General features: G+C 71.7%; 8 protein-coding genes. 6 read left to right on the top strand and 2 right to left on the bottom strand.

The annotated features are described in order from the left end of the window. Window positions 1-245: 245 nt before the first annotated feature. Complete coding sequence (locus ACZ3I3_RS29615; RefSeq protein ID WP_467370101.1) at window positions 246-734, top strand: GIY-YIG nuclease family protein; 489 nt, start codon at window positions 246-248, stop codon at window positions 732-734. 182 nt (window positions 735-916) lie between these two features. Here the strand turns inward: ACZ3I3_RS29615 and ACZ3I3_RS29610 are convergent, their stop codons facing one another. Then, complete coding sequence (locus ACZ3I3_RS29610; RefSeq protein WP_467370166.1) at window positions 917-2,272, bottom strand: MFS transporter; 1,356 nt, start codon at window positions 2,270-2,272, stop codon at window positions 917-919. Between the two features lie 464 nt (window positions 2,273-2,736). Beyond that, window positions 2,737-3,405, bottom strand: coding sequence for a hypothetical protein (locus ACZ3I3_RS29605; RefSeq protein ID WP_467370100.1), 669 nt, complete (start codon window positions 3,403-3,405; stop codon window positions 2,737-2,739). Between the two features lie 294 nt (window positions 3,406-3,699). Here ACZ3I3_RS29605 and gntA point away from each other — a divergent pair, with 294 nt between their 5' ends. The 5 genes from gntA to ACZ3I3_RS29580 all read left to right on the top strand — a co-directional run bounded on the left by gntA (window position 3,700) and on the right by ACZ3I3_RS29580 (window position 15,387). Then, on the top strand, window positions 3,700-4,392 hold the full coding sequence (gntA, locus tag ACZ3I3_RS29600) for a guanitoxin biosynthesis heme-dependent pre-guanitoxin N-hydroxylase GntA (RefSeq protein ID WP_467370098.1): 693 nt from the start codon (window positions 3,700-3,702) through the stop codon (window positions 4,390-4,392). 508 nt (window positions 4,393-4,900) lie between these two features. Then, on the top strand, window positions 4,901-5,101 hold the full coding sequence (locus ACZ3I3_RS29595; RefSeq protein ID WP_467370096.1) for an MbtH family protein: 201 nt from the start codon (window positions 4,901-4,903) through the stop codon (window positions 5,099-5,101). A 57-nt stretch (window positions 5,102-5,158) separates the two neighbouring features. Beyond that, a complete protein-coding gene (locus ACZ3I3_RS29590) occupies window positions 5,159-6,136 on the top strand; it encodes an ornithine carbamoyltransferase (protein WP_467370094.1) in 978 nt (325 codons plus the stop codon). Window positions 6,137-6,287: 151 nt separating this feature from the next. After that, a complete protein-coding gene (locus tag ACZ3I3_RS29585) occupies window positions 6,288-8,213 on the top strand; it encodes a non-ribosomal peptide synthetase (RefSeq protein ID WP_467370092.1) in 1,926 nt (641 codons plus the stop codon). Next, window positions 8,203-15,387, top strand: coding sequence for an amino acid adenylation domain-containing protein (locus ACZ3I3_RS29580; RefSeq protein ID WP_467370090.1), 7,185 nt, complete (start codon window positions 8,203-8,205; stop codon window positions 15,385-15,387). The genes ACZ3I3_RS29585 and ACZ3I3_RS29580 overlap by 11 nt, the downstream gene beginning before the upstream one ends. Window positions 15,388-15,450: the final 63 nt, after the last annotated feature.

The following is a 15,450-nucleotide window of genomic DNA, read 5'->3' as shown; positions in this document are numbered from 1 at the left end:
CGGGGAACCACGGTGAAAGCGACCGAGCCCGGAAGATCAGTGACCCAACGTTCGCGCAGGCCAGAGCCCGAACCGCCCCAAATGCTCGCAGCTTCCCAAGCTGATGTCACGCAGTTGCGCAGGCCAGGGACCTTGTCAGCATCGACCAGTAGCCTGCGATGATCAGCCGTGGCACACCTGGAGGCTTCGTGGACGCTACCGCTCTCGTCAGTCCCGACCGACTGTGGTCAGCGCAGGAGGTCTTGGTGCGTCCGAGCCCTGTCCCGGCGGTGGCAGGGCTGTACGGGTGGCACTTCGTGCAACCGCCTCATCCGGATCTGGACGCCCGGCGCCTGCTCTACGTCGGGATAGCCCCGCGGTACATGGCCAACCGGACCAGCACCCAGAACCTGCGCAAGCGGGTGCGCTACCACTGCCGGGGCAACGCGGCCGGCTCAACCCTGCGGCTCACTCTTGGGTGCCTGCTCGGACTTGAGCTGCGCCGCGTGGGCAGCGGCAAGCGGATGACGTTCGGCAAGGCCGGCGAAGCCGCCCTCAGCCAGTGGATGGCGGACAACGCGCGGGTGTGCTGGGTCGAGCAAGACGAACCGTGGACCTCGGAGTCACAGCTCATCTCCCAACTCGACCTCCCGCTGAACCTCGACCAGAACCGCCACAACGCGTTTCACAGTCGCCTGAAGGAGCTCCGGGCCCAAGCACGCCAGAGAGCACGGGAGTTGCCCATCAGCTCGTAGGCCGCCGCCGGGCCGTTGTCTGGGCCGTCCCTGGGCCGTCCGAGGTCGCTCAACAGTGACAGTGATCGAGGCCCCCGTGCCGACGGCTTTTCCGCAGGCACGAGGGCTTTTCGCTGTGATGGGGCCGCCTTCTGGCCGACCAGGGATGGACCCCTTGCCCGCGCCCGGGCACAGGGCAGGCCCTACACCGCTTCGTCCATCGGCTCGGCCCGGTCCTGCCCGCGCCGGGCCGGGTCCGGCGTGGCGGCCTCCATGGCGTGGTGTGCCTCCCGCTCCTGCTCCTGCTCCTGCTCCTGCTCCTGGCGGTCCTTCTCTTCGCGGACGCGGGCACCCCAGTGGATGACGGGCTTCATGGCGAAGGACACAACGACGAACATGACGCCGAGCAGGATCCAGCCGGGCGGCCCCCAGTAGACGATCAGTCCGGTGAGGACCAGGGGGCCGAGCATCTCCGAGATGGTGATCCCGTTGCCGAAGAACGCCTGGTACTGGCCCGTCTTGCCCTTGGGCGCCAGGCCGAAGCTCGCTTCCCATTCCCCGGCGGCCTGCATCATCTCGCCGACCACCATCAGGCCCGCGCCGGCGACGAGGAGAGCCCCCGCCGTCCAGGCGGAGTCCCCGGCCGCGGAGAAGGCGAACGCGACGCATGCGGCTGCCAGCAGGAAGCTGCCCAGGATCAGATAGCGCGCCGCACCGGCGAGATTCTTCACTCCCTCGGAGACCCGGACCTGGAACAGCGCCACCACGACCGTGTTGAGCATCAGCATCACCGACAGCAGCGACACGGGGGCCGATGTGTGCTCACTGATCCACAGGGGCAGGGCGACGGCGATGAGCGGAACGTACAGGAGCAGGAAGGTGTTCAGGACGCTGAGGACGACGTAGGGGGCGTCCCGGAACACCGATCCGTCGCGTCGGCCGACCGCGGCGTCGGCAGGCTTGGCGGGAGCGGCGGGCTGGGGCGCCACGGCGGGCAGCCGGCGCAGGATCCAGGCGGAGACCAGGAAGGCGGCGGAGTTCAGCGCGAACGCCGCGTAGTAGGCCTCCCGGGTGTCGAAGAGGAGCACGAGTCCGCCGAGCCCGGCGCCGATCGTCATGCCCGCGTTGTAGCTGGACTGTACGTACGCGCGGACCCGGGTGACCTGTTCCTTGGGGACCAGACCGGCCAGCAGCGCCTGCTCGGCCGCGAAGCCGCCGCGCTGACTCACGGCGTACACGCACGAGGCGACGACGAACGGTACGAAGGACGAGACGAAGATGAAGGACAGGATCGACAGGGCCGCGCACGTGAACAGCGCGACGGCCGTGCCGCGCGGGCCGGCCCGGTCCGCCAGGTGCCCCAGCGGAACGCTCAGCACGAGCGCCGCCGACCAGCCGATGGTCAGGCCCAGGCTCATCTCGAGCGGCGACAGTCCGACGATCCGGGTGAAGAACAGGGCGGCGCAGATGTTGTAGGCGCCGTCCCCCAGCCTGCACACGAGTTGGGCGAGGGCAAGGCCTCGGGGCGGGCCGGGAGGCGGGATCAGCCCCTTGAACATGGTGGACACACAGCTCCTTGAGATCTGGCTCGCGCACGGTCGCGACGACGGTGCCCGCGGCACGGCACCGGACGCGGCCCGCGACCGGGCCTCGGCGTCGGTGTGCGCACACGCGGGCTCTGCCGGCCCCATGCGTCAACCTGGAAGAGTGGGTCGCCGCGACCCGTCCGGCACCCCGCCGGGAGGAGGCCACCGGACCCTGGCGCGCACCCGGCGCGCCGGAGGCCCCGGAACGGGCACCGGCGACCTGTGCCATCGCCTGCGAAGCCTCGGGCGAAGTCCTCGGCGTCTCCCTGGCCCACACCGGCCAGAGCTCTCGTGTTGAGCGTCAATCGCTCAGCTGTCTCCTACGACAGGGAGAAACGTAGGCACAGTTCAAGAGGCGCACAAGGGCGGTGTTGCGCCGCTCAGGCGCCGGCTGGCCGGAAACCGCCCAGGTACGGGCCTCGGTCACCGCGCCGCCGTCATCCCTCGCTCCCGGGCAGCGGGGTGAGGGTGATGTCGGGGCGCACCTCGCGCAGCACCTCGGCGACCGTCGCCCCGATGGCCTCGGTGTGGTCGGCCCCCTCGCCGGGACAGCCCAGGACGACCAGCAGACCCTCACGGTCGGCCTCGCCGAGCTGCCGTTCGGCCGCGTCGCAGTCGCGGCGGCCCAGCCAGGCGAACGGCTCCAGATCCGACTCGGTGTGCGGCACCCCGTAGACGAGGTCTCCGGCCGGAATGGGTCGGGAGCGGCTGGAGAAGGCGGGGACGATGCGCTCGCCGCCGGCGGCCCGGCCCACGACGAGGTCGCGCTCGGCATCGCCGGGCAGCAGCCGGTGCAGCCCGATGCCCGCACCGTGGCGCAGGGTCGCCACGGTCACCGCGTCCACCACCGGCCCGTGCGAGCGCCAACCACGGGTGTCCAGCAGGGTGCGCAGCCGCTCACCGGCGGGGACGACGTCCGGGTGACCGAGCCCGGCCAGCAGCTTGCGGTACCCCTCCGGAAGCGGCGAATCGGTGTCGTACATCGCTGCCACCTGCTCAGCGGTCAGACCGTCCCCGCCGAGCAGGGGCTCGGCGGCGGTGAGCCGCCACGCGCGCGGGTGGTGCAGTCCGAGAGCGCGAGCCTCCGGCGTGACAAGAAGTCTCATGTCCTTCTCCTGGAAAGGGGGTTGGGCGGTGCGTTGCCTGTCTTCGGCCTGACCGACGGTACTCAGGCCACGTCCTGGGTGGTGAGGCGGACGAGCCGTTCGGGCGACGAAGTGCTGTGGCGAGGCCGGGATTTGCCTGCAGACACAGCCATATACACCGCTTGCTCGTTTTTGTTCACCCCACCGATCTCGCCCCTGCACATTGCGAGGAGTGCGCACCGCCGGGTTCGTGGTGATGCGTGCCCACGATGGCCGCGTACGCCGTCAGTGCACCGTGGCAAGGGGGAGAGTCGCGTGTCCGAGAAGCTCGACCAGTGGGAGGCCGAAGTCCGCTCGCGGATCGGTGAGTGGATCACAAGCGGCGGCTTCAGCTGCCTGGCGGGCAAGGCGGCGCTGCGCCGCGACCTGATCACCTACGCGGCGCTGGGGCGGCTCGGCGAGCCGGAGGCCACTGAGGACCTGCACCGGGAGCTGGAGCGGTTCGTGGCCGAGAAACTCACGCCGGAGGAGAACTTCGCCACCTTCATCGCGGTCTTCGACGGCCCCGCCGGGCTCACCGAGGAGCAGTTCGAGTCCGCCCTGTGGGAGCAGCTGACGCACCTGCACGAGCTGGACGCGCGGCGGTACGGCTGGGCCCCGGACGTGGAACGGGACCCGGAGTCGCCCCGGTTCGCCTACAGCGTCGCGGGTCACCCGTTCTTCGTGGTGGGCCTGCACGAGCGTTCCTCGCGGATCACCCGCCGGGCCCCGCTCACGGCGCTGGCCTTCAACTCGCACCACCAGTTCGACCGGTTGAAGCAGAACGGGGTGTATTGGGGGCTCCAGCGCCGGATACGGGAGCGTGAGGTGCGGCTGCAGGAGTCGATCAATCCGAACCTCGGGGAGTTCGGCGAGGTGTCGGAGGCACGGCAGTATTCCGGACGCGCAGCCGAGCCGGACTGGCGGTGCCCGTTCCACCCGCGCGCGACCGAAACACACCGCACCTGACCGAAAGCCGCCGCCTGGATCCGGCGAAAAGCGCCCGTCTGAAATTCGACGGCAATTTGCCCGAATGATATTGCTCTGCCGACCGGGATCGATTCCGGGGCATGGAATCCGGGCCCTGTCGGGCAGGAACGGGTTCACGGCGCGATGGCCGAAAACGGTGTCGACACTGCCTCCTTTCGGCGCTTCCGATTCCTCATGTGACCTTGGTCATAGTTGCGCGGCGTAACTCAATGGCAACCTGTCGCGGTCGTGACCGCCGCCGGCGGCACGCCAGCTTGCTTGTCTACGCGCGCCACAGCTCAAGGCCCGTGTACACGAGTCGCCAGGGGGATCGGGGGGACATCGCAGTCACGTGTGGACACGTCGGCGCAGGGCGCCGGACGGTGTGTCACGTATACGAACAGGGGCTGCAGAACCGGCGAACCACTGGTGCCTGCATGCGACTTGGACGGATCGAAACCGCGAAAAGATTCTCCGACGGGGAATCCTTGCGCGTTCAGGGGGATTCATGAGTGACGACCAACGTTTTTGCGTGGTAATCAACGGCGAAGAGCAGTATTCGGTCTGGCCCGTGGGCAGGGACATCCCGGCGGGGTGGCGCGCGGAAGGTTTCGAGGGCGTCAAGCAGGAATGTCTTGCGCACATCGACGACGTGTGGACCGACATGAGGCCCGCCAGCCTGCGCCGCCGTGACACGGCGACCGCCTGACAACCGACGCCACGCGCACGCGAGGCCACAGCGGCCGCCGGCCGAACGGCGAACCGTATGACGGGCAGATCCAGACCGACGGGTCGTGAAAGGCAGACAGTGACGAACGCCCCGGTGCAGCACCTCATTTCGAGCACCGACCTGACCGACGCCCAATTGCACGCCCTGGTCGAGAGAGGCGCCGAGTTCTCCGCCGGAAAGGTACGGTCCGGCCATCAGCTGGCGGGCCTGGTCGCCGGCATCTACTTCACGAAGACGTCCACCCGGACGCGCACCTCCTTCTCCGCCGCCGCCCTGCGGCTCGGTGCCGGGCTCATCTCCTTCGGCCCCGGTGACCTGCAGACCAACACGGGCGAGACGCTGGAGGACACCGCCGAGGTGTTGTCCCGCATGCTCGACCTGCTCGTGGTGCGCACGGCGGGGGACCCGGCCGAACTGCGGGCCTTCGCACGGCAGCAGCGCATGTCCGTGGTCAACGCGATGACCTCCGACGAGCACCCCACCCAGGCGATCGCCGACCTGACCACGATGCTCCGTCACTTCGGCAGGATCGAGAACCTGCGGGTGTGCTACATCGGCGAGGGCAACAACTCGGCCGCCGCGCTGGCGCTCACCCTGAGCCGGTTCCGCGGGGTGGAACTCGAACTGCGTACCCCGCCCGGCTACGGCCTGCACCCGGACGTGCTGCGTCGGGCCCAGCGGTACGCGCAGGCCCACGGTGCGCACGTGGAGGAGGTGCACTCCATGGAGAGCGCCCCGGTCGGCTGCGACGTCATCTACACGACCCGGTGGCAGACGACGGGCACCAACAAGCCCGATCCCGACTGGCGGACGGTCTTCGCGCCGTTCCAGGTGACGACCGCGCTGTGGGACAAGAGCCCCGACGCGGTGTTCCTGCACGACCTTCCGGCCCATCGCGGTGAGGACGTCACCGCGGAGGTCCTGGACGGCCCGCACAGCCTGGCCTTCGACCAGTCGGAGAACAAGATGTACGCGGCGATGGCCGTTCTGGAGTGGTGCGCCGGAGCGCGGTGACGCCACACCCGCCCACCGCTGAGGCGTCGTGCGGGGTGGTCCCGAGCGCCCCGCGCTCAGGGGAGGCCGGGCCTCGCACGTGGCAGAGGGCGGCTGTGACCGCCGCCCGCTGTACCGGCGACGCGACTGATCCATTCGACGGGGGAGACCGATGCACACGAGTGCGCTGCCCGCCACCGAGCCCGAGGCGACCCGGGCGACGTGGGCGGACTGGAACGACACGGCCCGAGACGGGTTGACGACGACGCTTCCCGCGCTGGTGGAGGCACAAACCCGGCGTACACCCGACCACACGGCCGTCGTGTACGACCACACTGTCCTCACCTACCGGCAACTCAACGCCCGGGCCAACCAGCTGGCCCGGATCCTGGTCGAGCGGGGCGCCGGCCCGGAGACCCTGGTCGGGGTGGCGCTGCCCCGCTCAGCGGAGACGGTGGTCGCGCTCCTCGCCGTGGCCAAGTCCGGCGCGGCCTGGGTCCCGATCGACACGGAGTACCCACCGGCCCGGATCGCCGCCCTGCTGGACTCGGCGGCACCGCTGCTGACCCTCACCACCGAGTCGGCCTCGACCGTGCTGCCGCAGGGCACCGAACACCTCGTGCTGGACCACCCCGGCACCGCCGAACGGATCGCGGCGCAGCACCGGCACGACCTGACGGACGCGGAGCGACTCGGCCCGCTGCACCCCCACAACGCCGCCTACGTCATCCACACCTCCGGGTCCACCGGTACGCCGAAGGGCGTGGTGGTCACGCACACGGGGCTGGCGAGTTTCGCGGTCGACCACATCGAGCGGTTCGGCATCGTCGAGGGCGACGGCGTGCTCCAGTTCGCGTCGTTCAACTTCGACTGCTCCGTCGGCGACCTGGTGATGGCCCTGTGCTCGGGCGCGGCCCTCGTCATCCGTCCGCGGGACTGCCTGTCCGGGGACGAACTCGGCGCCCTCATCGACCGTACGGGCGCTTCCCACGTGACCATCCCGCCGCAGATACTCGCGGCCCTGCCGGCCGCCGATTACCCCACGCTGCGGACCATCGCCACGGCGGGCGACGTGCTGACCGGCAAGCTGGTGGCCCAATGGGCCCCGGGGCGGCGGATGTTCAATGCCTACGGCCCCACCGAGGCCACCGTGGACGCTCTGGCCGCCGAGGTCACCGCCGGCGTCCGCGTGCCGCCGATCGGCCGCCCCGTGGTCAATACCCGGGTGTACGTCCTCGATGCGGACCTGCGGCCGGTCCCCGCGGGCGAGGAGGGCGAGCTGTTCATCGCCGGCGCCGGACTCGCCCGCGGCTACCTGGGCCGGCCCGGCCTCACCGCGGACCGGTTCCTGCCGTGTCCGTTCGGCCCGCCGGGCGAGCGCATGTACCGTACGGGCGACCTCGTCGTGTGGGGGGCGGACGGCAATCTGGAGTTCCGCGGCCGGATCGACCAGCAGGTCAAGATCCGCGGTTTCCGGATCGAGCCCGGCGAGATCGAGGCCGCTCTGGAGACGCACCCCGAGGTCGCGGACAGCGTGGTCGTGGCCAGGGAGGACACTCCGGGCGGCAAGCGCCTGGTCGCCTACGCCGTACCCGCCGACGGCGCGGCCCCCGACCCGGTCGCACTGCGCCGGTACCTCGGCGACCGGCTGCCCGAGTACCTGGTGCCCAGCGCGGTGGTGCTGCTCGACGCGTGGCCGGTCACCCGCAACGGAAAGCTGGACCGCGGTGCCCTGCCGGCCCCCGAACGGTCCGGCTCGGCTCCCGCACGCGCACCGCGCACCGCCCGCGAGGAACTGCTGTGCGGGCTGTTCGCCGAGGTGCTCGGCATCGAGCACGTCGGACCCGACGACGCGTTCTTCGACCTCGGTGGGGACAGCGTGCTGGCCATCCGCCTGGCGGCGCGGGTCCGTGAGGCGGGCTGGGCCCTCGCCCCGAAGGACGTGTTCGCCCAGCAGCGGGTCGCGGCCCTGGCCGACCTGCTCGAACCGGTGGCGCCGCAGCAGGCACCGACGACGGCATCCGCCGGCCCCGGCCTGCTCGCACTGAGCCAGGACGACATCGACGACCTCACGCAGGAGTGGGCCAATGACTTCTGACAGCCGGGCACTGAGCAACGTCCTGCCCCTGTCGCCCCTGCAGGAGGGGATGCTCTTCCTCTCCCTGTACGACGAGCGGTCCGCCGGCCTCTACATGCCGCAGCTGGTGATCGAGCTCGAAGGGCACGTCGACGCGGGAGTCCTGCGGGAGGCCGTGCACACGCTGACGCAACGCCACGCCAACCTGCGCGCCTGCTTCCGCATGAGCCGCAAGCAGGGCACTCCGGCCCAGCTCATCCCCGCAACGGTGGACGTCCCGCTGCGCGAGCACGACCTGTCCCGGCTGCCCGACACCGAGCGCGAGGCCGACATCGCCCGGATCATGGCGGCGGACCGGGTGATCCCGTTCGACCTGGCCAAGCCGCCGCTGCTGCGGTTCACCCTGATACGCCGGTCCGCGACCCGGTGGCGTCTGGTCATGACGCACCACCACATCCTGCTCGACGGCTGGTCCGTACCGCCGCTGGTCGACGAACTCCTCACCCTCTACCGCCAGGGGGGCGACAGCGCCGGACTGCCCCCGGTCGTCCCGTACGAGACCTACCTGGAGTGGCTGGCCGGAACGGACCGGGCCGCGGCGCGCGCGGCCTGGCGGGAGGCGCTCGCCGGACTCGACGGACCCACTCTGGTCGCCCCGGACGTCACCGGCTCCGTGGCGGAGCCGTCGCGCACGGTGGAGGCCGAACTCGGCGAGGAACTGACCGCGGCGCTCACCGAGCGGGCCCGTGGCGGACTGCTCACCGTGAACACCGTCGTGCAGGGGGCGTGGGCACTGGCCCTGTCCCGGCTCACCGGCCGGGACGACGTGGTGTTCGGCGTCACGGCCTCCACCCGCCCGGCCGAGCTGCCGGGCGTGGACGGGATCATCGGACTGCTCATCAACACCCTGCCGGCGCGACTGCGCGTCTCCTCGTCGGCGTCGCTGTCCACCCTGTTCGGGGCCCTGCAGGAAGAGCAGGCCGGCCTCATCCCGCACCAGAACCTGGGGCTGACCGAGATCCAGCAACTCGTGGGCTCCGGGCCGCTGTTCGACACCCTCATGGTGTTCCAGAACTATCCGGCCCGCAGCCGGCAGGACGGCTTGGAGCCGCGCGTCGTCGACCTGTACGACATCGATGCCACGCACTACCCCCTCGGTCTCACCGTGCTGCCGGGATCCAGCCTGCGGCTCCGCATCGACCACCGCCGCGACGCGCTCGACGAGCAGACCGCGGACCGGCTCCTCGACTGGCTGGTACGGCTGCTCACCGCGTACGCCGACGACCCCGACCAGCCGCTGTCGGCGGTCGACCTGCTCGGGGAGGCCGAGCGACACCGCCTCCTGGTCGAATGGAACGACACCGCGCACCGGGTGCCGGCCCTCACCCTGCCCGAACTGTTCGAGTTACAGGTGGCACGCACCCCCGACGCGGTGGCCACCGTGTTCGCCGGAACGGCCCTGACCTTCGCCGAGCTGAACGCGCGGGCCAACCAGCTGGCGCGGGTGCTCGTCGCGCACGGCGCGGGACCCGAACGTCTGGTGGGCCTGTCACTGCGCCACTCCCCCGAGCTGATGCCCGCGGTACTGGCCATCCAGAAGAGCGGCGCCGCGTACGTACCCGTCGACCCGGAGTACCCGGTCTCCCGCATAGCCCACCTGGTGACCGACGCGGCACCGGTCCTGGTCGTCACCAGCGGGGAGGACGCGGCGCGGCTGCCCGAGGGCACGCCGACGCTGCTCCTGGACGATCCCGCCGTCGCCGCGGCCGTGGCCGCCCGGTCCGCCGCCGACCTCACCGACGCCGACCGCACCGCCCCGCTCGCCCCGGCCAACGCCGCGTACGTCATCTACACCTCCGGGTCGACCGGCACCCCCAAGGGCGTGGTGATCGAACACCGCAACGCCGTCAACCTCTTCCACAATCACCGCAGCGAGTACTTCCGCCCGGCCGCCCGGCGCGCCGGGGCCGACCGTCTGCGGATGGCGCTGGCCGCCTCGATCTCGTTCGACGCCTCGGTGGCCGGCATGATGTGGATGCTCGACGGGCACGAACTGCACCTGGTCGACGAGGTGTGCCGGTACGATCCGGCGGCGTTCGTGCGCTTCGTCGACGAACAGCTCATCGACATCGTCGACGTCACCCCCTCCTTCGCCGAGCAGTTGGTGCTCGCCGGGCTGCTCGACGGCCGCCACCCCGCCGTCCTCGTCATGGGCGGCGAGGCGATCGGCGAGGCGCTGCTGGCCGAGGTCGAGGCGATGCCGGGCCTGGAGACGTACAACTGCTACGGCCCCACCGAGTGCACCGCGGACGCCACGAGCCCGCAGCGCATGCGCGGAACCAGCGGCCAGAACATCGGGCGCCCGGTGTGGAACGGCCGCGTCTACGTCCTGGACGCCGACTTCGCGCCCACCCCCGTCGGTGTCGTCGGCGAACTGTACGTCGCGGGTGCCGGGGTCTCGCGTGGCTACCTGGGCCGTCCCGGACTGACCGCCGAGCGGTACCTGCCGTGCCCCTTCGGTGACGGCGAGCGGATGTACCGCACCGGCGACCTGGTGCGCTGGCTGCCGAGCGGTGAGCTGCAGTACGTGGGCCGCGCGGACGAGCAGGTGAAGATCCGCGGCTTCCGGGTGGAGCTGGGAGAGATCCAGGCCGTGCTCCAGGAGCACCCCGGCGTGGCGCGGGCGGCCGTGCTGGCCCGCGACGACACGGGCGGCGGCAAGCAGCTCGTCGCCTACGTGGTGGCGGCCGACGGGGAACAGCCGGCGCCCCCGCAGGAGGCCGGCACGCCGGCCACGGTCCTGCGCCGGCACGCCGCCGAACGACTGCCGGAGTACATGGTCCCGGCCGCCGTGGTCGTCCTCGACACGCTGCCCCTGAGCCCCAACGGCAAACTGGACCACGGGGCCCTGCCCGCGCCCGAACTGTCCGGGAGGGCGGAGAGCCGGGCGCCGCGCACCCCTCTCGAAGAGACCTTGTGCGGTCTGTTCGCCGAGCTTCTCGGCGCCGAACGGGTCGGCATCGACGACAGCTTCTTCGACCTGGGCGGCAACTCGCTGCTGGCCATGCGGCTCGCCTCCCGCGTACGCACCGTCCTGGACGCCGAACTCGCGGTGCGTGCCGTCTTCGACGCGCCGACCGTGGCCGACCTCGCCGGAAAGCTCGGTACGGGACAGGACGCGGGTCCGGTTCTGCGGCCCCGGCCGCGTGGCGCGGCGGTACCCGCCTCCTTCGGGCAGCGCCGGCTGTGGTTCCTGGACACGATGGATCCCGAGCACTCCCCGTACCAGATCCCTCTCGCCCTCCGCCTCGACGGCGCGCTGGACCGGGACGTGCTGGAGCGCGCCCTCGCGGACGTCATCGGCCGGCACGAGGTGCTGCGCACGGTCTACCCCGACCGTGACGGCGAGCCGCACCAGGTGGTACTGCCCGCCGACGAGGCCGCTCCCGTGCTCCGGGTACGGCCGACCCTTTCGGCGGAGCTGGCCGACGAACTGGTTGCCGAAACCTTTCGGCCCATCGACCTGCGTACCACGCCGCCCCTGCGGGCCACCCTCTTCGACTTGGGGGGGCGCTCCTACGTCCTCCTCCTCGTGGTGCACCACATCGCGGCGGACGGCTGGTCGATGGACCCGCTGATGCGCGACCTGTCCCAGGCGTACGCGGCGCGGCTCGGCGGGACGGCACCCGGCTGGGAGCCGCTCCCGGTCCAGTACGCCGACTACGCCGTCTGGCAGCAGGACCGCCTCGGCTCCGAGGACGACCCCGACAGTCTCGTCGCGGGGCAACTCGCGTACTGGAAGACCGTGCTGGCCGGGCTGCCCGAGGAACTCGCCCTGCCCACCGACCGCCCCCGGCCCGCCGTGAGCGGCAACGCCGGCGCGACCGAGCTGTTCACCATCGACGCCGGCCTGCACCAGAACCTCACCCGCCTGGCCGCCCAGCGGCAGGCCAGCCTGTTCATGGTGGTGCACGCCGCGCTCGTGTCCCTGCTGCACCGGCTCGGCGCGGGCACCGACATCGTCGTCGGCACGCCCGTCGCCGGGCGGCCCGACGACACCCTGGACGGCCTCGTCGGGTTCTTCGTGAACTCGCTGGTGCTGCGCACCGACGTCTCCGGCGCCCCGTCCTTCGGCGAACTCCTCGAACGGGTCCGCCAGGGCGACCTCGCCGCCTACGCCCATCAGGACGTTCCCTTCGATCGCCTGGTCGAGGTGGTCAACCCGGCACGCGTGCCCGGCCGCAACCCGCTGTTCCAGGTCGAACTCGGCGTGCTCGAGGGCCTCGGCGAGCCGCCCGGTCTGCCGGGCGTCACCGCGGCCGCCGAGCCGGTCGGCGCCACCGCCGTCCCCTTCGACCTCTCCTTCGAACTCCACGCCGGCACCGGCGAGTCCGGGCCCGCCGGGATGACCGGCCGGCTCGACTACAGCACCGAACTGTTCGACGCGTCCACCGCGCGCGCCCTGGCGGACCGCCTGGTGCGGGTGCTGCGCCAGATCTCGGCCGACCCGTCGCTCCCCGTGGACGCCCTCGACGTCCTCGGTGAGAACGAACGTACGCTGCTGCTGGAGGAGTTCAACCGCACCGAGCGTCCGACGGACCTGACCGACGTGGTCGCCCGGGTGCAACGCTTCGCCGCCGAGACACCGCACGCGGTCGCGCTCGCCGACGACCACGGCACGGTCGACTACGCCACTCTCGCGGGGCGCGCCTCCGCCCTGTCACGCCGGCTGACCGAGTCGGGCACGGGACGCGGCAGCGTGGTGGCGGTGTTCGCCGGCCGCTCCGCCGCCGTCCCGACCGCGCTGCTCGGCATTCTCGGCGCCGGCGCCGCCTACCTGCCGCTCGACCCGTCGGGCCCGTCGGCCCGCAACACGGACATGCTCACCCGCGCCGGGGTGCGCGCGGTCCTCGCCGACCCCGAGCACGCGGCGGCGGCACGTGAACTCGCCGCCGTCTGCGACGACGTGACGGTGCTCGAACTCGACGCTCGATGCGACGCGCCCGGTGATCTCGTCCCGCCCGCCGGGGACGAGGACGACCTCGCCTACGTCCTGTTCACCTCCGGCACCACCGGCCGCCCCAAGGGTGCGATGGTGCACCGGCGCGGAATGCACAACCATCTGCTCGCCAAGGTCGAGGACCTCACGCTCACCGCGTCCGACGTGGTGCTGCAGAACGCACCGCTGAGCTTCGACATCTCGGTGTGGCAGATGCTCACCGCGCTCGTCGTGGGCGGGCGGACCCGGATCGTCGGCGACGACCTGGCGGCCGACCCGGACCGGCTGTTCGACGTGGTCTCCGCCGAGGGGATCACCGGCGTCGAGGTGGTGCCCTCGTTGCTGCGGACGGCCCTGGACGGCTGGGACGTCACCGGGGACATCCCCGGACTGCCGGCCCTGCGCTGGCTGATGGTGACCGGCGAAGCCCTCCCGCCCGACCTGTGCGTACGCTGGTTCGACCGCTTCCCGGGCATACCGCTGGTCAACGCGTACGGACCCACGGAGTGTTCGGACGACGTCACGCACGCCTGGCTGAGCGCCGAGGCCCCGCTCGCGTCCGGCCACCGTGTGCCCATCGGCCGGGTCATCCGCAACACCCGGCTCTACGTCCTCGATCCCCAGCTGCGCCCGGTGCCGCTCGGCGCCGTGGGCGAGCTGTACGTGGGCGGCACCGGCGTCGGCTACGGGTACATCGGCGACCCTTCGAGGACCGCCGACGCCTTCCTGCCGGACCCGTTCTCCGGTGAGCCGGGCGCACGGCTCTACCGGACCGGCGACCAGGCGCGCTACCGCCCGGACGGGCAGCTGGAGTTCCTGGGGCGCAACGACCACCAGGTGAAGATCCGTGGCCAGCGCATCGAACTGGGCGAGGTGGAGGCCGCGCTGCGCACCTGCGACGGTGTGCGGGACGCATGCGTCGTCGTCCGCACCGACCCCGCCGGGCACAACCGGCTGATCGGCTACTACACCGGCACGCCGCTGCCGGACGAGGTCCGCGCCGCCGTCACCCGAACGCTCACCGCCACCATGGTTCCCTCGGTGCTCGTGTCGCTGCCGGCCCTGCCCCTGAGCGACAACGGCAAGGTGGACCGCAAACGGCTGCCGGAGCCCGACCTGCCCGCCCCCGGTAGCGGACGGGCTCCCGCCACCCCACGCGAAGAAGCCCTGTGCGGCCTGTTCGCCGAGGTACTGGGGTTGCCGTCGGTCGGTGTGGACGACGACTTCTTCGATCTCGGCGGTCACTCGCTGCTCGCGGGCCGGCTCGCGGCCCGGGTGCGCGCCGCCCTCGGCGTTCGCCTGCCGGTCCGGCTGCTCTTCGAGACACCCACGGTCGCCGGGCTGGCCGCGCGGCTCGGCACCGACGACCGCGCCGCCGGTCTCGGCGTCGTACTGCCCCTGCGCCGCACCGGCGACCGGCCGCCGCTGTTCTGCGTGCATCCCGCCAGCGGTCTGGCCTGGCCCTTCGCCCGGCTGGTCGGTCTCCTCGACGCCGAGCAGCCGCTGTACGGTCTCCAGGCCCGCGGTCTGACCCGGCCCGACCTGGCACCCGCCACGACCGCCGAGATGGCCGCCGACTACGCCGAGCAGATGCTCACCGTCCAGCCGACGGGCCCCTTCCAGCTCCTCGGCTGGTCATGGGGCGGCCGGATCGCCCACGAGGTCGCGGTGCAGCTGCAGGAACGCGGTCACGAGGTGGCGCTCCTGGCCATCCTGGACTCCGAACCGTACGACGACGAGCCCGGCGTACGCGACGAGGCGGACTTCGTCGCGCACCTGCTCCACGAGGCCGGACTCGACCGGGCCGCGTTCGGTGCCGGTCCGCTCACCCTCGACGCGCTGCCCGCCGTCCTGGGCGAGCACGGCGACCAGGCGGCCGCGTCGCCGCCGGCCGCCCTGGACGAGGAGACGCTGCGGGCGGTGTACACCGTCTTCCGCAACGAGGCCTGCATCGGGGCGGAACCGCCCGCCCGGCCGTTCGAGGGCAACCTGCTCTTCTTCACGGCGGGCCGGGACGAGCCGCACCAAGGCTCGCTGGCGACTTCCTGGGAGCCGTACGTCACCGGCCGGGTCCACAACCACGTCGTGGACTGCCGGCACCTGGAGATGACCGGACCGAAACCGCTCGCCGAGATCGCGGCCGTCGTCGACAAGCATCTGAGGACGGTGGGGGTCACTCCGGTACGCCGTCGCTGAGGCCCGTCAAGCACGTCCGACATGCCCCTTGCCCCGTTGCTGTCAGATGCGGACCGGTCCGGG

The organism is Streptomyces sp. NPDC016851, from assembly GCF_055562795.1.
Note: the sequence above shows the minus strand (reverse complement) of the source record. Positions and strands in the feature narration are given on the sequence as shown.

Excerpts from the sequence above, each read along its gene's own strand:
- ACZ3I3_RS29610 (WP_467370166.1), bottom strand. The coding sequence starts at position 2,272 with ATGTTCAAGGGGCTGATCCCGCCTCCCGGCCCGCCCCGAGGCCTTGCC.
- ACZ3I3_RS29605 (WP_467370100.1), bottom strand. The coding sequence starts at position 3,405 with ATGAGACTTCTTGTCACGCCGGAGGCTCGCGCTCTCGGACTGCACCAC.
- ACZ3I3_RS29595 (WP_467370096.1), top strand. The coding sequence starts at position 4,901 with ATGAGTGACGACCAACGTTTTTGCGTGGTAATCAACGGCGAAGAGCAG.
- ACZ3I3_RS29590 (WP_467370094.1), top strand. The coding sequence starts at position 5,159 with ATGACGGGCAGATCCAGACCGACGGGTCGTGAAAGGCAGACAGTGACG.
- ACZ3I3_RS29585 (WP_467370092.1), top strand. The coding sequence starts at position 6,288 with ATGCACACGAGTGCGCTGCCCGCCACCGAGCCCGAGGCGACCCGGGCG.
- ACZ3I3_RS29580 (WP_467370090.1), top strand. The coding sequence starts at position 8,203 with ATGACTTCTGACAGCCGGGCACTGAGCAACGTCCTGCCCCTGTCGCCC.